Origin of the sequence: Sulfitobacter sp. W027 (assembly GCF_025143985.1) — a bacterium.
Lineage (GTDB): Bacteria > Pseudomonadota > Alphaproteobacteria > Rhodobacterales > Rhodobacteraceae > Sulfitobacter.
In genome coordinates this window covers 2,632,115-2,653,481 of sequence record NZ_CP083564.1, presented here as the reverse complement: position 1 = coordinate 2,653,481, position 21,367 = coordinate 2,632,115, and the positions used below count along the sequence as shown (strand labels likewise).

18 protein-coding genes are annotated in these 21,367 nt (G+C 60.4%); 11 read left to right on the top strand and 7 right to left on the bottom strand.

Annotation, left to right across the window (positions count from 1 at the left end):
* Positions 1-9 precede the first annotated feature (9 nt).
* Together K3759_RS13085 and K3759_RS13080 are read right to left on the bottom strand one after the other, a co-directional pair.
* Positions 10-1,572: an acetolactate synthase large subunit gene (locus K3759_RS13085; RefSeq protein ID WP_259982420.1), complete on the bottom strand. Its 1,563-nt coding sequence runs from the start codon at positions 1,570-1,572 to the stop codon at positions 10-12.
* Positions 1,569-2,597: a histone deacetylase family protein gene (locus K3759_RS13080; RefSeq protein ID WP_259982418.1), complete on the bottom strand. Its 1,029-nt coding sequence runs from the start codon at positions 2,595-2,597 to the stop codon at positions 1,569-1,571. The genes K3759_RS13085 and K3759_RS13080 overlap by 4 nt, the downstream gene beginning before the upstream one ends.
* Before the next feature lie 123 nt (positions 2,598-2,720).
* Here K3759_RS13080 and K3759_RS13075 point away from each other — a divergent pair, with 123 nt between their 5' ends.
* The 8 genes from K3759_RS13075 (at position 2,721) to K3759_RS13040 (ending at position 12,303) form a co-directional block, all read left to right on the top strand.
* The gene (locus K3759_RS13075) at positions 2,721-3,380 is read left to right on the top strand and encodes a GntR family transcriptional regulator (protein WP_259982416.1); all 660 of its coding nucleotides are present in this window, start codon (positions 2,721-2,723) and stop codon (positions 3,378-3,380) included.
* Positions 3,381-3,480: 100 nt separating this feature from the next.
* Positions 3,481-5,055 (top strand): ABC transporter substrate-binding protein, encoded by a 1,575-nt coding sequence (locus K3759_RS13070; RefSeq protein WP_259982414.1) that lies wholly within the window; start codon positions 3,481-3,483, stop codon positions 5,053-5,055.
* Positions 5,056-5,131: 76 nt separating this feature from the next.
* A complete protein-coding gene (locus tag K3759_RS13065; RefSeq protein WP_259982412.1) occupies positions 5,132-6,103 on the top strand; it encodes an ABC transporter permease in 972 nt (323 codons plus the stop codon).
* Positions 6,100-6,939 (top strand): ABC transporter permease, encoded by an 840-nt coding sequence (locus K3759_RS13060; RefSeq protein WP_259982410.1) that lies wholly within the window; start codon positions 6,100-6,102, stop codon positions 6,937-6,939. The genes K3759_RS13065 and K3759_RS13060 overlap by 4 nt, the downstream gene beginning before the upstream one ends.
* On the top strand, positions 6,936-8,558 hold the full coding sequence (locus K3759_RS13055) for an ABC transporter ATP-binding protein (protein WP_259982408.1): 1,623 nt from the start codon (positions 6,936-6,938) through the stop codon (positions 8,556-8,558). Before K3759_RS13060 ends, K3759_RS13055 begins: the two co-directional genes overlap by 4 nt.
* 27 nt (positions 8,559-8,585) lie before the next feature.
* A complete protein-coding gene (locus tag K3759_RS13050) occupies positions 8,586-9,344 on the top strand; it encodes an SDR family NAD(P)-dependent oxidoreductase (RefSeq protein ID WP_259982406.1) in 759 nt (252 codons plus the stop codon).
* A gap of 183 nt (positions 9,345-9,527) precedes the next feature.
* Positions 9,528-9,998, top strand: a complete 471-nt coding sequence (locus K3759_RS13045; RefSeq protein WP_067940853.1) for a (2Fe-2S)-binding protein — start codon at positions 9,528-9,530, stop codon at positions 9,996-9,998.
* A gap of 4 nt (positions 9,999-10,002) precedes the next feature.
* Positions 10,003-12,303 (top strand): xanthine dehydrogenase family protein molybdopterin-binding subunit, encoded by a 2,301-nt coding sequence (locus tag K3759_RS13040; protein ID WP_259982404.1) that lies wholly within the window; start codon positions 10,003-10,005, stop codon positions 12,301-12,303.
* A gap of 94 nt (positions 12,304-12,397) precedes the next feature.
* Here the strand turns inward: K3759_RS13040 and K3759_RS13035 are convergent, their stop codons facing one another.
* The 5 genes from K3759_RS13035 to K3759_RS13015 form a co-directional block, all read right to left on the bottom strand.
* Positions 12,398-14,074 (bottom strand): amidohydrolase, encoded by a 1,677-nt coding sequence (locus K3759_RS13035; protein ID WP_259982402.1) that lies wholly within the window; start codon positions 14,072-14,074, stop codon positions 12,398-12,400.
* 76 nt (positions 14,075-14,150) lie between these two features.
* The gene (locus tag K3759_RS13030; RefSeq protein WP_259982400.1) at positions 14,151-15,170 is read right to left on the bottom strand and encodes an extracellular solute-binding protein; all 1,020 of its coding nucleotides are present in this window, start codon (positions 15,168-15,170) and stop codon (positions 14,151-14,153) included.
* A gap of 20 nt (positions 15,171-15,190) precedes the next feature.
* On the bottom strand, positions 15,191-15,994 hold the full coding sequence (locus tag K3759_RS13025) for an ABC transporter permease (protein ID WP_259982398.1): 804 nt from the start codon (positions 15,992-15,994) through the stop codon (positions 15,191-15,193).
* A complete protein-coding gene (locus tag K3759_RS13020) occupies positions 15,987-16,898 on the bottom strand; it encodes an ABC transporter permease (protein ID WP_259982396.1) in 912 nt (303 codons plus the stop codon). Before K3759_RS13020 ends, K3759_RS13025 begins: the two co-directional genes overlap by 8 nt.
* 3 nt (positions 16,899-16,901) lie before the next feature.
* Positions 16,902-17,975, bottom strand: coding sequence for an ABC transporter ATP-binding protein (locus K3759_RS13015; protein ID WP_259982394.1), 1,074 nt, complete (start codon positions 17,973-17,975; stop codon positions 16,902-16,904).
* Between the two features lie 136 nt (positions 17,976-18,111).
* Here K3759_RS13015 and K3759_RS13010 point away from each other — a divergent pair, with 136 nt between their 5' ends.
* From K3759_RS13010 to K3759_RS13000, 3 genes are all read left to right on the top strand, one after another.
* Positions 18,112-18,909 (top strand): helix-turn-helix transcriptional regulator, encoded by a 798-nt coding sequence (locus tag K3759_RS13010; RefSeq protein ID WP_259982392.1) that lies wholly within the window; start codon positions 18,112-18,114, stop codon positions 18,907-18,909.
* A 163-nt stretch (positions 18,910-19,072) separates the two neighbouring features.
* Positions 19,073-19,408, top strand: a complete 336-nt coding sequence (locus tag K3759_RS13005) for an Hpt domain-containing protein (RefSeq protein WP_259982391.1) — start codon at positions 19,073-19,075, stop codon at positions 19,406-19,408.
* A gap of 12 nt (positions 19,409-19,420) precedes the next feature.
* On the top strand, positions 19,421-21,364 hold the full coding sequence (locus K3759_RS13000) for a beta galactosidase jelly roll domain-containing protein (protein WP_259982390.1): 1,944 nt from the start codon (positions 19,421-19,423) through the stop codon (positions 21,362-21,364).
* Positions 21,365-21,367: the final 3 nt, after the last annotated feature.

Here is a 21,367-nt window from a genome sequence, read left to right as displayed (position 1 = left end):
TTTCGAGGGTTAAAGCATCGCTTCGATGAGGAAGGGGCCGGGTTCTTTCGCCGCGGCTTCGATGGCGCGCATCAGATCGGCAATGTCCTCAACCCGTTTGCCCGGCACGCCCATACCTTTGGCCATTGCCACAAAGTCCAACTCGGGGCGGTCAAGGTTCAACATGCTCAGCGCGTCGGGGCCGGGTTGGGCGCCGACGTTGTGCAACTCGCCCTTGAGGATCTCATAGGACTGGTTGGCGAGGATGATCGTGGTGACGTTGGAGTTCTCGCGCGCTTGGGTCCAAAGCCCTTGGATCGTGTACATCGCCGATCCATCCGCTTGCAGCGTGATGACCGGACGGTCGGGGCAGGCGATGGCCGCTCCGGCAGAGAGGGGGATGCCGATGCCGATCGACCCGCCGGTGATGGCCAGCCAAGAGTTTGGCGCGGCGCTGTCGCCTGCGGGGAAGGTGGCCCCGCCAGAGGATACGGCTTCATCCACCACAATCGCATCTTCGGGCAGCGCGTTCGCCAAGGCCGCGCCGAGGTTTTGCAAGCTGATGCCGCCTGCCTGCGGTGGGGCGGGCCTGTCGTGCTGGGGCGGCGTGGCGGGTTTGGCACCGATCCGATCCGCCAGTGCGGCAATGGCCTCAGACCCGTTACCATCAACCGCCGCCAATGTGACGGTATGGCAATCGACCGGCAGCAGCAGGCTCGGCTTGCCGGGATAGGCAAAGAAGGCGACGGGGGGCGGGGTCTCGATCAGGATTGCGCGGCTGTAGGGAGCAAGGCATTCAAGGGCCGCGTTGATCGGATAGGGGACTTTGTTGATCGCAAAGCGGCCCTGTCCGCGCTCCATTCGGCGGTTCGAGGTGGGCGCGAGGATATCGGCCCCGGTCTTGTTTGCAATGCCGTGCAACAGCGCCATTGCTTCTTGGCTTTCCAGCACCGCGCTGCCGACGAGTAGAACGGTTTTCTCACCGCTCTCCAAAGCCTTGATCGCGGCATCTAGCGCGTGTTCATCCAGCGGAGCAGGGGCGGCGGGGGCCACGGCCTCGGCCATTTTGCCGCCCGCATCCCAGCCGATATCCGCAGGGGCGATCAGTGTGGCGACCTTGCCGGGCTTGCTTTGCGCCACGGCGAGGGCGGTCATCGCATCCGCCGCAAAGCTGCCCGCATCACGGCCCGAACGCACCCAATCGCTGAAGGGCGCGCAAGCGCCTTCGACATCTGCCGAGAGGGGGGCGTCGTATTTTTGGTGCCGCAGCGCGTGATCGCCCACAAGGTTCACCATCGGCACCCGCGCCTTGCGGGCGTTGTGCAGATTGGCGGCGGCGTTGGCAAAGCCGGGCGCGAGGTGCAGCAGGGTCACCGCTGGTTTGCCCGCCATGCGCGCATAGCCATCGGCGGCCCCCGTCACCACGCCTTCGAACAGGCCCAAGACGCAACGCATCAGCTTGGTGCGGTCCAGCGCGTCGACGAATTGCATCTCGGAGGTGCCGGGGTTGGCGAAACAAACCTCCACACCGCCCGCGTGCAGGCTGCGGACAACGCTTTCGGCGCCGTTCATCTCTTTGGGTGTCGCGCTCATGCTGTGGCCTCGCGGAATGTCGTGAGAAAAGCTTTGGCGTTGTCGGCCAGCGACGGGCCGAGGTAGCCGCCCTCTTGGATCAATGCCGTGGGAAGGTTCAGCGCCGCCAAGCGCCGCGCCATTTCGGCAAAGCCATCGGGGTAGACGTTTACGGCGGCCAGCGGATCATCGGCGGCCATGTCAAAGCCCAGTGAGATCACCAGCGCCTCGGCCCCAAAGTCACGGATTGCGGCGATGCCTTTGTCGAGCAAGGCCAGCACGTCATCTTGGCTTGCCCCCTGTTCCAGCAGCAGGTTCAGCGATTTACCCGCACCGTCGCCTTCGCCCGTTTCATCGTCATGGCCGAGATAGAAGGTGGGGTAGGTGGCCGGATCGGGATGCAGCGAGCAGAAGAAGATGTCGCCGCGTTCATAGAGGATGTCGAGCGAGCCATTGCCGGTGTGCACATCAATGTCGATCAAAGCGACCTTCTTGTAGGTCTGGGTCAGGTGATGCGCGGCGATGCAGGCGTTGTTGAAAAAGCAAAACCCGTTTGAGCAATCGCGCATCGCGTGGTGGCCGGGCGGACGACAAAGCGCATAGGCCGCACGATCGCCGCCAGCGACGGCCTCGGCGGTTTCCACTGCGGTTTGCGCAGACCAATAGGCCGCATCCCATGAGCCTTCGGTCAGCGGGGTTGAGGTGTCCGTCATCCACCAGCCCAACTGGCCGTGAATGTCCTTGGGTTCTTTTCCGCGGCGCACGCCCGGATGCATCGTGGGAATCGCCAGCGCATCGGGGCCCGCACTTTCGACGAAACGGGCATGGGCGTCGGGCAGGAAATCCACGTAATCGGGGTTGTGCACCGCCTTGATCGGCGCCAGCCCGTGATCTTGGGGCCTGGTGATCTCAAACCCTTCGCCGATTAACATATCGCGTAAAATTTCAGCACGTTGCGGCTGTTCTTGATGCGGCATGGCCGCGCCCCGCCGAAAGTAATGGGTCGGCGCGTGGCCAAGCTGGCGTTCATCGAAAAAGACTTTCATCACATTCCCTGTGGTCTGATGTCGTTGCGGCAGAGCATTGCAGTTTTAATTTGCAGGCTCAATAGAAATGATGCATCATGCATCAAAACTGGCCATGGTTCGGTCGGTAAGGACGAGGGCGCGATGGCCGAGATCAGTCAAGTTTCATTGGGCGATGCGATCTATGATCGGGTCTGTCAGGACTTGGTAGAAGGCAAGCTGCGCCCGAATGAAAAGGTCACCATTCGCGGGTTGGCTGAGCGGTTGGGCACCAGTTCGACCCCGGTACGCGACGCGGTGCAGCGGCTTTTGCGGGACGAGGCTTTGGTCCAGCGCAGCATGCGCGATGTGCGCGTGCCGGTGCTGACCACGGCGCAGTACCTCGAAATCGCAAGCATCCGGCGCGAGTTAGAGGGTTTCGCCGCAGGCCGCGCTGCTGAGATGGTGGGCCCCAAGGAGATCCGCCACCTTAAAAGGATCGTGGAGAGGAATGAAGCCGCAGCCGTGGCCGGGCGCTGGCCGCAGGCGGTGAAATACAATCAGGAATTCCACTTCGCGCTGGTAGAGGCGGCGGAAATGCCGATCCTTCTGGCCATTCTCAGCGGGCTGTGGCTGCGTATGGGGCCGCTGATTGCCGGATACTACGGGCGCGAGAAGCTGGGGCTGGTTCGACATCATCAGGCGATCATTGCAGCCTGTGAGAAACGCGACCCCGCTGCCGCCGCTGCGGAAATGCGCGCCGACATAGATGACGCAAAGGAGGGGATCATCAGATACATCGAATCGTTCACCATAGGTGAATGAGTTTTCCAAGTCCTGCGCACCGCGCGGCCTTGTCCCAATTGACTGCAAGAAGCCGACCTCAGATCGGACGCTTTCAAAGGGCCAAGATTCAACACAACCAATGGGGATTGAAATGCTTAACACTACCAAATTAACCGCAGCCGTTCTGGCGCTGGCACTGGCTGGACCACTGGCCGCGCAGGATGGCGAGCCGAAATCCGGCGGCACGTTGAACGTCGTGATCCAGCCCGAACCGCCCAGCCTGATGATCGGCCTTGTGCAGAACGGCCCGACGCAGATGGTTGGCGGCGATATTTATGAAAGCCTGCTGCGCTATGACTTCGATCTGAAGCCCGAAGGCCAATTGGCGGAATCTTGGGAGATTTCAGAGGACGGCAAGACCTATACCTTCAAACTGCGCGAAGGCGTAGTGTTCCATGACGGAGAGCCTTTCACCTCGGCAGATGTCGAATTCTCCATGGATAAGTTTCTGCGCGAGAGCCACTCGCGGATGCGGACCTATATGGAGCATGTCGAGAGCATCGAGACGCCGGATGAATATACGGTTGTCTTCAACTTGAAGCAGCCCTTCGGCCCCTTCATCGGCATCTTTGAGCCGGGCACCGCGCCGATGATCCCAAAACACATCTACGAAGGCACGGATTTCGCAAACAATGAAGCGAACAACACGCCTATCGGCACCGGCCCCTTCAAGTTCGACAAATGGGAGAAAGGCAGCTTCATCCATCTGGTGAAGAACGAAGACTACTACATGGAGGGCAAGCCCTACGTCGACGAAGTCTATTACCACGTGATCCCCGATGCGGCGTCGCGCGCGGTGGCCTATGAGACCGGCAAGGTCGACGTGCTGCCCGGCGGCTCGGTCGAGAACTTCGACGTGGCGCGCATTCAGGCGATGGACAACACCTGCATCACTGACAAGGGCTGGGAATACTTCGGCCCGCTGTCTTGGATGTGGGTGAACAACGACAACAAGCCGCTTGATGATGTGAAAGTGCGCAAGGCGATCATGCATGGCGTCGACCGTCAATTCGCCAAGGACGCGCTTTGGAATGGTCTGGGCAAGGTTTCGACCGGGCCGCTGTCATCCTCCACCCGCTTTTATGACGGCGATACGCCGGATATCTCCTATGATCCGGAAAAGGCCAAAACCCTGCTCGAAGAAAGCAGCTATGATGGCGAAACCATCCGCATTCTGGGTTTGCCTTACGGTGAGACTTGGCAGCGCTGGGCCGAGGCCGTCAAACAAAACCTGAGCGAGATCGGCATGACGACCGAGATCGTGCCGTCGGACGTGGCGGGTTGGAACCAGAAGGTCGCAGACCGCGACTTTGATCTCGCCTTTACCTACCTCTACCAATACGGCGATCCGGCGCTCGGCGTTTCGCGGACCTATATGGGCGACAATGCCGCTCCCGGTTCGCCTTGGAACAACGTGGCAAACTATCAAAATGCCGAAACGGACAAGCTGTTCGCCGAAGCGGCACTGATGGCCAGCCCCGAAGAGCGCAAGGCCGCCTATAAGGAAATCCAAGACAAAATCGTCGAGGACGTGCCGAACATTTGGCTCTTGGAACTGGGTTTCCCCACGATCTACCGCTGTGACATCAAAAACCCCGTCAACACTGCCTTTGGTGTGAACGACGGTTTCCGTGACGTGTGGATCGACAAATAAAAAGAGCGACAACGCTCAAGGTCCGAGCCGTTTCGGCGGCTTGGGCTCACTTTAGAACAAGAACGGGGCGGATAGCGTGATACGTTTCATATTGGGCAGGTTGATCAAGGCAGTGTTTATCCTGCTGGCGATCCTTGTCTTCAATTTCCTGCTGATCCATGCGGCACCGGGTGACCCTGCGGCGGTCATGGCGGGCGAAGCCGGGGCAGCGGATGAGAAATTTCTTGCAGACCTGCGGGCGCGTTTCGGGCTGGACCAGCCGCTCTACATGCAGCTTTGGCTCTACATCAAAGGCGCGGTGCAGCTTGATCTGGGCTATTCCTTCCGCCAGCAGATGCCAGTGGCCGAGATGATCGGCGACCGCCTGCCAGCGACACTTTTGCTGACCGGCGTGGCCTTTGTGCTGTCGCTGGTGCTGGGCGTGACCGCCGGTGTCGCGGCATCCGCCCGGCAGGGGCGGTGGGGTGACACGATTATCTCCACCTTCGCGCTGCTGTTTTATGCCACGCCGCTGTTCTGGGTGGCGCTGATGGCGACGCTGGTCTTCTCCGTCTGGCTCGAATGGTTGCCGGGCTTTGGCTATTCCACCATCGGCGCGGGTTATACGGGGTTTGCCCATGTGCTCGACGTGGCCAAGCACCTCGTCCTTCCGGCCAGTACCTTGGGCCTGTTCTTCACCGCAATTTATATGCGCATGACGCGGGCCTCGATGCTGGAAGTTTCGCGGCTCGATTTCGTCAAAACTGCCCGCGCCAAAGGGTTGACCCGCGGCGTGATCCAACGGCGGCATATCCTGCGCAATGCGCTTTTGCCAGTCATTACGCTTGCGGGGCTTCAGGCGGGGCAGATCTTTGGCGGGGCGATCCTGACCGAGACCGTTTTCGCATGGCCCGGCATTGGGCGGCTGATGTTCGAGGCGATCAACCAGCGGGATTACAACGTGATCCTCGGGGTCTTTTACATCTCGGCGGCCATGGTGCTGCTGTTCAACCTGATCACGGATGTCATCTATGTCATTGTTGATCCGCGGATAAGGCTGACAACATGATGAGCTTTTGGAAACGTTTCAGCTATAACCGTGGTGCGGTGATCGGTCTGGTCATTCTGACCTTCGTCATCGCCGCTGCCATCCTTGCGCCCATCCTCTTCCCGCAAAGCCCGTGGAAAATGGTGCAGCGCCCCTTCCTGCCGCCATTTACCCAAGAGGGGCTGATGCTGGGCACCGATGCGCTTGGCCGCAATGTGCTGGCAGGGCTGGCACATGGGGCTTATGTGAGCCTGCTGGTTGGGCTGGTCTCGACCATCGTGGCGTTGTCCATCGGCGTGCCGGTGGGGGCCGCGGCGGGGTATTTTGCGGGGCGGATTGACGACGCGCTCATGCGGTTTACCGAGTTCTTTCAGACCATCCCCAGCTTTGCGCTGGCGATCGTGCTCTTGGCGATTTTCCAGCCCAGTCTGACCTTTGTGATCATCGCGATCTCCATCGTGTCATGGCCCCCGGTGGCGCGTTTGGTGCGCGGCGAAGTGCTGTCGCTCAGGACCCGCGAGTTTGTCGAAGCGGCGAGCCTGTCCGGCCTCGGCAACCTTCAGATCATCACCCGCCACATCCTGCCCAACGCGCTGCCGCCGATTATCGTGCTGGCCTCGCTCATGGTGGCGCAGGCGATCTTGCTCGAAAGCTCGCTGTCCTTTCTGGGGCTGGGCGATCCGAACATCATGTCTTGGGGCTATATGATCGGGGCTGCACGCACCGTGATCCGCACGGCATGGTGGCTGTCCTTCCTGCCGGGCATGGCGATCCTTCTGACCGTGCTGGCGCTGAACCTGATCGGTGAAGGCCTGAATGACGCGCTGAACCCGCGATTGACGAGGAAATCCGAATGACCCTGCTTCGCATCCGTGATCTGTCTATCGCTTTGCCCATGGGGGCGGATCGGCTCTATGCCGCGAAGGACATCAACTTCGACCTCGCACCGGGAGAGATCCTCTGCATTGTCGGCGAAAGCGGGTCTGGCAAATCCATGTCGGCCAATGCGGTGATGGGGCTGCTGCCGCAGGGGGTTGTGCCCGACAAGGGCAGCATCACCTTTGACGGGCAATCGATCCTTGGCCTGTCTGAGAAAGAGATGCTGAGCCTGCGTGGCAGCCGCATTTCGATGATCTTTCAAGAACCCCTCAGCGCGCTGAACCCGCTGATGCGTGTCGGCGCGCAGATCGCTGAGGTGTTTGAGGCACATGGCGCGCTTGCCAAGGCCGAACGCCGTGCCCGTGCGCTGAAGCTTTTGGAAGAGGTGGGTATCCCCGACCCCCAAGCGGCGATCCGGGCCTATCCTTTCCAACTGTCGGGCGGGCAGCGACAAAGGGTCATGATTGCGATGGCCTTGGCGCTCGAGCCTGACATCCTGATTGCGGATGAGCCGACCACGGCGCTCGATGTGACCACACAGGCGCAGATCCTCAAACTCATCGAAGACCTGCGCCGCAAGCGCGGTATGGCAGTGATCTTTATCACCCATGACTTTGGCGTGGTGGCCGATATCGCCGACCGAGTCATCGTCATGAAAAAGGGTGAGATCGTTGAGTCTGGCCCGGCGCAAGAGGTGCTGTTGAAGCCCCAGCACCCCTATACCCGCGCCCTGATCGACGCGATCCCCCGGCTGACCCAGAGCGAGGCACCTGAGCTAATCGACCGCACCGCATTGCTAAAAGTCGAAGGGTTGCAAAAGACCTTTTCGACCGGCTCTGGCACGCTCTTCGGCAAGCGCCGCGTGGTGAAGGCCGTGCAGGACGTGAGCTTTGACCTCTACGCAGGCGAGACGATTGGCATCGTCGGAGAGTCCGGGTCGGGCAAATCCACCGTCGGGCGCTGTCTGGTGCGTCTGCTCGATCCTGATGGCGGCAGGGTGTTGATGGACGGCGTCGATATCGCGGATATGTCAGGCGCGGAACTGCGCGCGCAGAGGCGCAAGTTGCAAATGATTTTCCAAGACCCGTTTTCGTCACTCAACCCCCGCGCCCGCGTGTCCCGCATCCTCACCGAGGGGCTAATCGCCTATGGCACGCCGGATAAAGAGGCGAAGGCCAAAGCGCGTGAACTGCTGGAACTAGTTGGGCTGGACGAAAGCGCGATGAAACGGTTCCCGCACGAGTTCTCCGGCGGGCAACGGCAGCGGATCGGCATTGCCCGTGCGCTGGCGCTGGAGCCGTCGATCATTATCGCGGATGAGGCCGTCTCGGCGCTCGACGTGTCTATTCAGGCGCAGGTGCTTGATCTGCTGGCGGAGTTGAAGACCCGGCTTAACCTGTCGATGCTTTTCATCACCCACGACCTGCGCGTCGCGGCGCGGATTTGTGACCGGATCATCGTCATGCAAAAGGGCCAGATCGTCGAAGCGGGGCCGGTTGGCAAAGTGCTGCACGATCCCGATACCGCCTATACGCGCAGCCTGCTCGACGCTATTCCGGGGCAGGACTACGAACGCGCTCTGGCCGCTGCGGACTAGGGCGCTTTTTCAGGCATTGCGCCAGATATGGATCAAGCGATGGATACTGCGGTTCACGACCAAAAGACGCTGCTTCTGACCGGGGCAAGCCGGGGCATCGGCCATGCCACGGCCAAGGCTTTCGCGGGCAAGGGCTGGCGGGTGATCGGCTGTTCCCGGCAGGCGTTCTCGCCCGAATGCCCTTGGCCCGGTGGGGCACAGGATCATGTGCAGGTTGATCTTAGCGACCCGAACCAGACCATAGAGGCCGTCGCACAGGTCAAGCGGCTGTTGAACGGGAACCCCTTACATGCGCTGGTCAACAATGCAGGCATTTCGCCAAAGGGTGAGGGCGGGGCAAGGCTTAGCACACTCGACACCGATTTGCGGACGTGGGGGCAGGTGTTTCATGTAAATTTCTTCGCCTCAGTGGTGCTGGCGCGCGGGCTTCAGGATGAACTGTCCGCCGGGCGCGGGTCGGTGGTGAATGTGACCTCAATCGCCGGGTACCGGGTGCATCCATTCGCCGGGGCGGCCTATGCCACGTCAAAGGCGGCGCTTGCCGCGCTGACCCGTGAGATGGCCCATGACTTCGGCCCGCTCGGCGTTCGGGTCAATGCAATCGCACCGGGCGAGGTGGAAACCGCGATCCTCAGCGAAGGCACCGATAAGATCGTGAGCGGCATCCCCATGCGCCGCCTTGGCCAACCCGATGAAGTCGCGCGGGCGATCTATTTTCTATGCAGCGAAGAAAGCTCTTATGTCTCGGGGACCGAGATTGAGATCAATGGCGGGCAGCACGTCTAAAACGCGCGCAGGAACTGCCCTAAGGCCGGGAACTGCGCGCGGTCGCCCGGTCTGACAATTATGTGATCGGGGCAGTCTGCGGCTGTCATTGCCGGGCATTAGACCTATGTACAGCCCCTAACGTCAGGGCAGCTATACGCGCGCTCCCCTCAGGCAAAGCATACCCCAAGGGACAACAACTTCATGATAAAATTCGAATTGAACGGGCGGCAGATCTCTGTCGACGCAGACCCGGACATGCCCCTGTTGTGGGCGATCCGCGACGAAATCGGCCTCACCGGCACCAAGTTTGGCTGCGGCATCGGGGCCTGCGGCGCTTGTACCGTGCATATCGACGGCACCGCCACACGGTCCTGCATCACCTATCTGGCGGATGTAGAGGGCCTGTCGGTCACCACCATCGAAGGGCTGGACGAAGAGGGCAAGCACCCCGTTCAAGAAGCATGGCGCAACCTGCGCGTGCCGCAATGCGGCTACTGCCAGTCGGGTCAGATCATGCAGGCAGCATCGCTGTTGCAAGACACGCCCAACCCCAGTGACGAAGACATCGACGCGGTGATGACCGGCAACCTTTGCCGTTGCATGACCTATCCCCGTATCCGTCAAGCCGTGCGCGACGCCGCCACCGCAATGGGAGGCTCCGACAATGGCTAATCTGATGTCCCGCCTGAAAGGCTCCGACAATCAATCGCAAATGACCCGCCGTGGGTTTTTGGTGTCCATGACCGCCGCTGGCGTTGCCTTTGGCTTCCCACAAGCGTCGAACGCCGCGATGAACCCCGCCGTGCCAGATGGCACGCCGATCACTCCGAACGGCCAGCCGTTTGAGCCGTCGATGTGGTACTGGATCGACGCCGATGGTCAGGTCAACGTCAACATCATTCGCGCCGAAATGGGCCAGCACGTCGGCACCGCCATCGCGCGTATTCTGGCGGATGAGTTGGAAGTTGCTTGGGAGAATGTGCACATCACCCATGTCGACACGGCTGAGAAATGGGGCCTGATGGTCACCGGCGGCAGCTGGTCGATCTGGCAAAGCTGGCCGGTCTACCGTCAGGCCGGCGCTGCCGGGCGCACTGCGCTAATCGAAGCGGCGGCGGCCAAATGGGGCGTCGATGCCTCTGGTCTGACCGCGCGCGACGGTGCCGTGACCGATGGCACGCAAAGCATCAGCTATGGCGATCTGGTGGCCGAAGGGCTCGACCGGAGCTTTACTGAAGATGAATTGGCAGCCCTGCCGCTGAAACCCCATGCCGATCTGCGGCTCGTGGGTCAGGATGTACATCCGCTTGATCTGGATACCAAGACGACCGGTCAGGCGATCTATGGTCTGGATGCCAAGGTCGACGGCATGGTCTACGGCGTTCCGATGCTGCCGCCGACGCGCTATGGCTCCAAGGTTAATTCAGTCGATGACAGCGCCGCGAAAGAGGTCAAAGGCTATCTTGAAACCGTGGTGCTGGATGACCCGTCGGGCACCGTGCCGGGCTGGGTTGTGGTGTTGGGCAAAACGCTCCACGCCGCGCGGATGGCCACCTATGAGATCAGCGTCGATTGGACCGCAGGCGAGACGGCAAATGTGTCAGAGGATGACATCCAAGCCCGTTCGCGCGAGTTGATCGCAAGCGACGCCGGGTCGATCCTGCACACCGAACAGCCCGAGACCAGCGCCGTTTTCGACGCCGCTGCCGAGACGCTGGAGGCCGAGTACACCACGCAATCCGTGCTGCACTTCCAGATGGAGCCGGTGAACGCGACCGTCTTCCAAAACGCTGACGGCATTTGGGAAACCCATGCGGGCAACCAGTGGCAATCGCTGATCCTGCCGACGCTGTCCACGGCGCTTGAGGTGCCTGCCGATAAGATCGTGATGCGCAGCTATATGCTGGGCGGTGGCTTTGGCCGTCGTTTGAATGGCGACTACATCGTGCCTGCCGCGCTGGCGTCCAAAGCTGTCGGCAAGCCGGTGAAGCTGGTCTTCTCCCGCGAGGAAGACGCCCAGTTCGACAGCATCCGGTCACCTTCGGTGCAGAAGCTGCGCATGGCGTTTGATGATGCAAAGGCCGTCACGGGGATGGAACACCACGCCGCCGCCGGTTGGCCAACGCAGGTGATGGCACCGGGCTTCATGCCGAAAGGTGTCAACGAAGAGCCTTACGATCCCTTTGCAATCGACGGTGCCGATCACTGGTACAGCGTCGGCGCGCACCGCGTGCGGGCGATCTCGAACGATTTGGCAAACGCGACCTTCCGCCCCGGTTGGCTGCGCTCGGTCGGGCCGGGCTGGACGAACTTTGCCGTGGAAAGCTTCATGGATGAAGCCGCGCATAAGGTCGGTGCCGATCCGTTGCAGTTCCGTTTGGATCACCTGAAGGCCGAAGGCATCAACGCAGGCTCTGCGCCCAACGCGGTCGGCGGCGCATCGCGCCAAGCGACCGTTCTGCAGCGCGTGGCAGAGATGTCGGGCTATGGCAAGACCGACCTGCCCGAGGGCACCGCAATCGGCATCGCCACGACCTTTGGCCAATCGCGCAGCATGCCGACGTGGACCGCTGCCGCCGTCAAGCTGGCGGTGGATGCCGAGACGGGTGAGGTGGCTGTGCAGAAGATGTGGCTCGCGTTCGATTGCGGCACGGTTGTCGACCCCGACGGGGCGCACGCGCAATGCGTTGGCGCGGCGCTTTGGGGCCTTTCCATGGCGCTGCACGAAGGCACACGGATCGAAAACGGCAATGTTGTCGACCTTAACCTCGGCTCCTACACGCCGCTGCGGATGGTCGATGTGCCAGATGTCGAAGTGGCTTTTGTCGAGAGCACGGAAGCGCCCGTGGGTCTTGGCGAGCCGGGCACCACGGTCATCGCGCCCGCCATCGCCAATGCGATCTTCAACGCGACGGGCGCACGGGTTCGGCATTTGCCGATCACCCCAGATGCGATCCTTGCTGCGCTGGAAAGCTGAAAAACAACAGACGGGCGCGACATGTCGCGCCCGTCTCATCGCTCAGCCGATCAATAGGTTGCTTTCGCGCATGTCGGACCGTTGGGCTTTATACTCATCTCTGAAACGTCACCTCACCGCCCATGATGGTGGCACGGGCTTCGGCTTCGGTAATGTTTTCGGGTGCCAATCGCGTCAAATCGTGGCTCAGCACGGCCACATCGGCGTCCATGCCGGGTTTAAGCCTGCCGCGCCTGTCTTCAGCAAACTCAACCCAAGCGTTGTCACGGGTATAGCTCGCGAGCGTGTCTGTCAGGCTCTGGCTCTGATCCGTCCATTCTTTGCCAAGGTCCAGCGGCGCAATCGCGGCTTTTACGCTGCGCATGACATCCACGGGGATCACCGGCCAATCGGTTGAAAAGACGACCTTTGCGCCGCTTTCACGGATCGACTGCCACGCATAGGCGCCGGGGATTTGGTCGGGGTGCAGGTAGTTTGTGACCCCCTCGGGAGGAAAGATGTGGCCGCGCGGCGCGTGACCGGGCTGCAGCGAAGCGACGATGCCCAACTCAGATAGACGGGGCAGGTCGTCCAGATGCATTACTTCGATATGTTCAATCCGGTGGCGGCTGTCGCGTGTGCCATTGGCCTTTTGCGCGGCCTCAAAGGCATCAATGGTGCGCCGTACGGCAGCGTCACCGATCGCATGAACCGCAATTTGAAAGCCGAGCCGATCGGCCTCCTCGCAGGCCGCGACAAAATGTTCTTGGGTAAAGACCTCATCGCCGATGTTGCCACCTGCACCCAGATCGCCGGGGTAGGGGCGCAGCATCAGCGCGGTGCCGCTTTCGATCACGCCGTCGATGAACATTTTTACATGGATGCAGCGCAGTTTGTCGCCTTGATAATCGGCGCGCATGGCGGGGGCTTCTTCGGTCAGCCGCGAGACGGGATCGGTGCCTTTAAGGTGAAAGGGCACGGTGCAGCGGCAGATCAAACGCCTTTCGGCCTCAAGCTCAGACAGCAGTTCAAGCTGGTAGCGGTTGCCATCCATCAGGTGCAAGCCGGTGATGCCTTGCGCGGCGCAATGGGCAAGGCCACGGGCGATGACATCTTTGTCCATCTCGCGTTGCTGTGCGGTTGCGGGCGGCACCGGGTCTTTGCCGCTGGTCAGCCCCAGCATATCGCGCCCACCGTGGCGGGTGAGGGCAAGGACCGGACTATAGGCACCGGGTTCCAGCAGCTCACCGCTTGCCAGTCCATCCGGGCCCATCACAATCTCCGAGCCCGAATCGACTTCGCCCCCTTCAAGCAGCCCTGCTGCCTTGAGCGCGGTGGTATTGGCCCAGACAGTGTGATGGTCAGGTGCGAACATGGCGAGGGGGCGGTCGGGCAGGATGGTGTCCAGATCCTGCCGCGTCAGTGTGCTGCCGGTGCCAAGAATGCCGTAGTCTGCCATCACACAAAACAGCAGTTTGTCATCAGGATTGGCCTCGGCATAGGGCAGGATCAGGCGGCGCATCTCGTCCAAACCTTTGACGCCATAAAGGTTGAGGTATTCCAGTTCGACCGAGCCACCAAAGAGATGCACATGGCTGTCGATGAACCCTGGCAACACGGTGCCGCCCTGCGCGTCGATGACGCGGGTATCAGGACCGATCTGCACCATCACCTCGGCGTCCGAGCCGACATGGGTGATCTTACCGCCGCTTATGGCCAGTGCAGCCGCATTAGGCTGGGCGTCATCGAAGGTCATCAAAGCCCCGTTGTGGATGACGATATCTGCCGGCATGGGGGAGGTTCCTTTGTCTTGAATGGGGGTCGTTGAGGTGCAGGCGGACCAAAGCCCGCCTGCACCGGCGTTACGCTTACTTCTGAAGGTCAGTCCAGAGCGCGGTGTAGAGTTTTTGCGCCTCGGGTGGGCAGACCTTGGCCACATAGGCAGCACCCTTCAACTCTTCCGGCACCACAACTTCGGGTGCGCTCTTCATGTCTTCGGGCATGAACTCTTCCGAGCCTTTGATGCCGTTCGCATAGCGCGCGAACTCAGACAGCATCGCGGCGTTTTCCGGGTCCATCACGAAGTTAAGGAAGGTTTTCGCCTCTTCCACATTGGTGGCGTCGGCAAGGATCGCGGCGTTGTCCATCCAGACCGGATAGCCCTCTTGCGGGTAGCCGAAGGCGATGTCGGGGTTCTGGTTGCGCGCGCGGAATGAAGCGCCGTTCCAGTTCACCCCGGCGGCAAGGTCACCCTTGGCGTATTTCTCGATGTTGCCATAGTCCATCGACAGCCAGTTCGGCTTGGCCGCGCGCAGGATATCGCGCACCTTTTTAAGGACTTCCTTGTCGGCGGTGCATTGATCGCCGCCTGCATAGTGGATTGCCATGCCCATCACATCGTTCATCTCTGGCACCACGTTGATCTTGCCTTTCAACTCTTCTGGCGGGTCAAAGATCACGGCGGCAGTATTAATGTCACCATCATAGACCGAGGTGTTCACGGTGACGCCCACGGTCCCCCACTGCCATGGCACAGTATAATTGCGGCCCGGATCGAATTCGACGTCGACCCACTGGGGGTCCATATGTTTAAAATTCTCCATCTCGTTAGGCTTGCTCTCCATCAGCAGCCCTTCACCGATGAAGATCGGCACATAGGTGCCTGAGGGCACAACGATGTCAAAGCCATGACCACCCGCCTTGATCTTAGCCAGTGCGGTGTCGTTGCTGTCATAGTCGGTAATGGTGACCTTGATGCCGGTCTCTTTCTCGAACTTCTCGATCATCTCAGGGCTGGTGTAATTGCCCCAGTTGTAGAGGTTCAGTTCCCCTTCGGCCAAGGCTGGCCCGGCGAGGACAAGGCCGATTGCTGTCAGTGTCTTTTTCATCTTAAGCTCCCTTTGGTTGATTATTTTTTGGTTCTGCTGAGCAGGGTATAGGCGATCACCATCGCTACCGAGATCATCAAAAGCACGGTCGAAATCGCGTTGATCTCTGGTGTCACCACCCGCCGTAATTGGCCCAGCATGTAGGTTGGCAGCGTATCCTGCCCGGCGGATTTCACAAACTCTGTAATCACCACGTCATCGAGGCTGATGACGAATGCCAGCATCGCCCCGGCAAGGATGCCGGGCCAAAGTTGCGGCAATGTCACCCGGCGGAAAACCTGAAACGGCGTGGCGTAAAGATCGGCTGCGGCTTGTTCGAGGCTGAGGTCCATCCCCTGCAGACGCGCGCGGATCGGCAGGTAGGCGAAAGGGATGCAAAAGGCCGAATGCGCGATGATGAGATACATTAAACCTGTGTATCCGGTGATGACTTTGATAGAGGCAAAGAAGATCAAGAGCGCTACCGCCGTCACAATCTCGGGCACCATCAGCGGTTGGTGGATCAGTGCAAAGACTGCCGTTTGCCCGCGAAACTTGCGGTTGCGGGTGGTGGCCAAAGCCGCGAGCACCGCCGCGGTGGTGGCGATGGCGGCAGCAGACAGCGCGATAATCAGGCTGCGCACCGTTGCCTCTTGCACCATCTCATTATCCCAAGCCGAGACATACCAGCGCCACGAGAACCCCTCCCAAATCGCGATGGAGGTGCCTGCATTGAAGGAATAGACAACCAAAAGCACAATGGGCATGTAAAGCATGACGAAACAGGCCATGGCGATGCCGGAAAAGCCCCGAAGCTTGCGAATGTCAAAACCGCGTTTAGCCATGACGGACCTCCTCATTTCCCGCCGCGCGTACATAGGCCAACAGGGCCACCATCACGATCGCCAGTAGGGTGATCGACAGCGCAGCGCCCAAGGGCCAGTTGCGCCCCTGTCCGAACTGAAGCTCAATCAGATTGCCCAGCATCAACTGGTTGCCGCCCCCCATGACGCGCGGTGTTACATAGGCACCCAGCGACGGCACCAGCACGAGGATTGACCCCGCGATCACCCCCGGTTTGACCAGTGGCAGGATCACCCGGCGCAGCACGTTGAACCGAGTCGCATAAAGATCATACCCCGCCTCAACGAGCCGGAAGTCCAACCGCTCAAGTGAAGCATAGATCGGCAAGACCATCAGCGGCAGATAGACATAGACCATGCCAAGGATGATCGAGAACTCAGTGAATAGCATCTGGATCGGCTCATCAATGATGCCCAGAGCCATCAGCACAGTGTTGATCGTGCCCTCGTTGCGGATCAGTTCCAGAATGGCAAAGGTGCGGATCAGCAGATTTGTCCAGAAAGGGATTATGATCAGCAACATCCAGAATTCGCGCTGCTTTTTGGGCCGGGTGGCGATAAAATAGGCCGTCGGAAAGCCAAAGAAGAGACAGGCGATGGTGGTCAGAACCGACAGTTTGACCGATCGCCAGAGGATGCTGAGATGCGCGTCGGACCAGCCGAGGGTGTCGTCAAAGATGTCGCGCTGCATCAGCACGCCAAACCATGCGTCGGTCGAAAACTCCCACTCCACGCCGCCGTAGTCGCCGGGGGTGAGGAAGGAATAGAACAGCGTGATGAGCAGCGGGCCACTGGCGGCGAAAATCAAGATGATCAGCGCCGGGGTCAGCAGCAGCCAGCGGTTGCGCGCGGCGCGTTTTGCGGTGGGGTTGGAAAGCTCTGCCATAGCTCAATCCCTCAACACTTGGGCGGCCCCGGCGGGGAAGGTCAGCCCGACCCGGTCGCCGGTTGCAAAACCATCATCCTCGGTCGGGGAGTTCTGACGTCGCAGGACGAAATCGCTGCCATCATCAAGAGTAACATGAAAATGCGTATCAGTGCCGAAATAGACCACTTCACGCAGCATGCCGGACAGTAGCCCCGCGCCGTCGGCAGTGAGCTCGGCGTGCTCGGGCCGAAGCGCCAGCGTGACTTTGCCTTTCGCACCGTCATTGGCGTGCGCCTCCACCTCTTTCCCGGAGGCGAGACGCAAGCGGGCTGTTTCCCCGGTGATTGCGATGACCTCGGCGGGCAGGAAGTTCGTATCCCCGATAAAGTCAGCGACAAATCGGTCGGCGGGCCGATCATAGATCTCGCGGGGGCGGCCGATCTGGCGAATGGCACCGTTCGACATGACCGCGATCCGGTCTGACATGGTCAGCGCTTCTTCTTGGTCGTGGGTCACAAAGATAAAAGTGATACCAGTTTCAGTTTGTAGGCGCTTCAATTCTAACTGCATCTGCTTGCGCAGCTTAAAATCCAGCGCGCTGAGCGGTTCATCCAACAACAGGATTTTGGGGCGAGGGGCCAAGGCGCGGGCCAGAGCCACACGCTGCTGCTGCCCGCCGGAGATTTGACTGGTCTGACGGTCTGCCAGATGAGACATCTGCACCAGCTCCATCATCTCACCCACTGTCGCCTTAACCGAGGCTTTGGGCGTGCCGAGCATCTGCAGTCCGAAGGCGATGTTTTCCGCCACCGTCATATGCGGGAATAGCGCGTAGTTCTGAAAAACCGTGTTGATGGGCCGTTTGTAGGGCGGTGCGTCAAGCAGGCTTTCACCGAACATATCAAGCGTGCCAGAGGTCGGATGCTCAAACCCCGCGATCAGCCTCAGTAGGGTGGTCTTGCCGCAACCGGATGGCCCCAGCAGCGTGAAGAATTCGTTATCTTCAATCTCAACGTCGATGCTTGCCAGCGCTTCTACCGGAGGATTGCCCGGATATACCTTGCGCAGCGATTGCGCGGTGATTGCCTTGGTCATCAAACCCCCTGTCTGTTTGGCCTGCGTTATTTGATCAAACAAGCTCACACCCGCATGATTGCGGCAATGCGCCTGACAATATATACCCCCACTGGGGTAGTAAATTTGACCATATTGTCCGAAAGGTGAGTATTTTTTGAACGATAGTTTGACTGCTGGCGAAGTTTCCCTGCTCCGCGACGCAATGCGCGCGGTCGGCACCCCGGCCTTTTTCGAGATTTACCAAGCACTGTTTCGCGGGCGGGCCGCCTTTGGCACTTTTCTCATGATGCGGTTCGACCCCGGTCAGCCACCCGGTCTTCTCGACCATTGGATAGAGCCCGGTCGTCTGCGCCCAACTGCGCTGGCTGAGTATCTTGAAAGCACCTATGCGTTTGACCCGTTTTTCCAGTACCGCGACCGCGTTGAAGAGGGCGGGGTGTTTCGCCTGTCTGAAGTCGCGCCGGACCGCTTCTTTTCCAGCGAGTATTACCTGCACTATTACCGGGGATCGGGCCTTTGTGATGAGGTTGGGCTGCTGGCGCCACTGGCGCGGGGAGGGGTGGCGCATCTGTCGATGAGCAGGCGCGACGCGCAAGGGCCTTTCCGTCGGGCAGAGCTTCGCTTTCTGCGCAAATATGCGCCTTTGTTACTCGAATTGCTGACACAGCATTGCAACCTGATGGCGCCGGTCCAGCAAGATGGGGCGGTGGCAACCCGCCCGCCTTTGGCCGATTTGATACGCAATCACGCAAAGGACGTGTTGCACTTTGCCCTGACAGCACGCGAGGCGCAGATCGCGGGTCTTGTTTTGCAGGGCCATTCCAATGGCTCCGCTGCCAAGACCCTTGAGATCGCCACCGAGACTTGCAAGGTTCATCGCCGCAATCTTTACCGCAAGCTGAACATCTCTTCGCAGCGCGACCTGTTTGGCTTGTTCAAACATCTGCTTTAAGCTCCCACAGGGCGGGGCTGCCAAAGTTGGATCGGCGAGAATCTACTCGTTTTCGCTGGAAATCCCAAGAAGAGGAGTGCCGCGCCATAATTCTGCCAAGTTTCGAACATTAACTAAAATTGGCTATTTTTGCTCCTTTGCGGGCTGATACGAAGGACAATCTGTGGCACCTACCGAGACATATGAACAACGTGTTGCGGCAACGCGAAAGCGCTTTATCGAGGGGCTGCCGGCGCGGTTGCAGGCCGTCTCTGACGCGCTGCACGAGACAGAAGCAGCTGACCCGCGCGAGACGAAGGCGCGGAAGATCCACCGGATGATGCACGATCTGGCCGGAAACGCCGCGATGCTGGAATACACCGAGGTTGAGGACTGTCTGCGCAAAGGGCTGCGCGTCGCGGAAGATGCGGACAATGGGTCTTCGACCTTGTCAGTGGATGATGTTCGTATCATTGAAGCAGCCCTAGCCGATGCCAATGGCGTCGTTGAAAAAATCTAAGAAAGCCTCTTCATGAAGTATCCCGCAATTGGATTGTTCGCGGCCTTGCTGCCGTTTCAAGTTCACGCCCAAACGACTGCGGTTGAGGATGGTTCAACTATCGCGGCACCTCAGGTCCAAGAGGGGCAGATTACCCGTAAATTTGACCTGTCAGAGCTGGGTTTTCAAAACGGCATCTCTTTCCGGCAACTCTCTGGAAACGCGACGATCTATATCCCTCTGCCAGACGCCGCGGCCTTGACGTCCGGCACGCTGCAGCTTGAGCTTCGACATGCCTCTACCGCTGAGGTGGACCGCTATTTGCAGATTTCCGTGGCGGGACGGCCCGTGTCCTCCCAAGCGCTCCCCGATGGGGCGGGGCGCCTCAGTGTGCCGGTGCCGCTGCGCCCTGAGGACGTGTCGGGTGGGTTCATCGCGGTCGGCCTGACTTACTCCGGGGCTTTCAGTGATCGGGTCTGCGTGGACGAGCGCGCCTCGGGTGATTTTCTTGAAATCGCGGCGGCATCTTCTGTGACGTTGCAATTGGATCAAAGGGCGATCGACACTTCGGCGGCCTTCGCGGGTCTGCGCCCTGCAGATACGCGTCTTGCGATTAACGGAAGTGATTCCTTGGCTGCGCTGGCCGCAGCGACCCGCGCCGCGGCGCTGTTTGATGCGGAGGCCGGGCGCCTGCGCTTTGGCGCGGCAGAGGCGGGCGCTGCAGGCGCGTGGTCCGAAGGGGTTATCCAGCTTGACGTGACCTCCTCTGGGGCGGCGAGCGAGATGACCGTGAATGGCCAATCGAGCCTGCCTGTGTTGAACCTGCGCGGCAGCGATCCGCAGGTGGGTTTGTGGCAGTTGGTGTCTGAGTGGTCGGCCCTGTCAAACAACGATGCGACCATCGTAGATGTGGCTGGCGGCCCGGTCATGGTCGACGACCGTCTGCCGCTGTCTGGGTTGAACGCCGATCTGAACCCGCGGCCCGTCGTCTCGACTCAGGATTTCCTGATCCCATTCCAATCCTCTGACCTGCCCGTGGGCAAGGCCGTTTCCGGCGTCAGTCTGCAGATTGCCGCAGCCCTTGACCCGGAAGGGCGGGGGGCGACGGCCTCGGTCTTCCTGAACGACTCGCTTTTGGGGAATCGCCCGCTTGCCAGTGGCCAGCCCGAGCAGTTGAGCTTTTCCGTCCCCGAAGGGCTGTTGGGCCGCGACAATCTGTTGCGCGTGTCTATTCAACGTCAGCCCACGGGCGGCGAATGCCGTTTCAAACCGCAGGGCTATCCGGCGCAAATCCTGCCCGGCAGCGCCTTGGTGCTTTCAGATGCAGAACCGCAGGACCGCGACTTTTTCGCGTTGAGACAGGCGTTTGGCGATGGTGTTCAGGTCGTGCTTGACCCCGCGCTTTCGCTTGACTTTGAGCAGACTTTGCCGTGGTTGGCGGGTGTTGCGGGCAGCGTCATTCCCGATCGGGCGCCCATCCTGCCGCGCGCCTCTGTTGATGCGCTTGAGGGGGATGCCCCCTTCTTTGTGATCTCTGACCAAAACCCCGGCGATGGGGAGCCGCTAATCACCTTCGATCAGGGCCGTATCGAAGTGCGCGATACCCAAGATAAGCTGATCTACTCGGGCGAAGACCTGTCGCGCCTCGGCGTGGTCCAGATCGTCACCCGCGGTGAGACACGCGGCCTGTGGCTGCGTCCGGGTACCGGCCCTGCGCCGGAATTGACACCTCAACAGCCGATGGTGCTGGACCGGGGCGATCTTGCCTTGATCGGGCAGGAGGGGGTGATCCTCGCCACCGCCACAGACCGCAGCCCGCTGGTTGATGTCGTCTACCCCGACCGCACCAGCTTTGCGCAGATGTTGTCCAAGTACCGTCCGTGGATTGTCGGGGGCATTTGGGTGCTGATCACATTGTTTGTGCTGATCGCCTTTCAGCGCATCTACCGTGCGCGTCGCGGCAAGGACGAGACGTAAGCC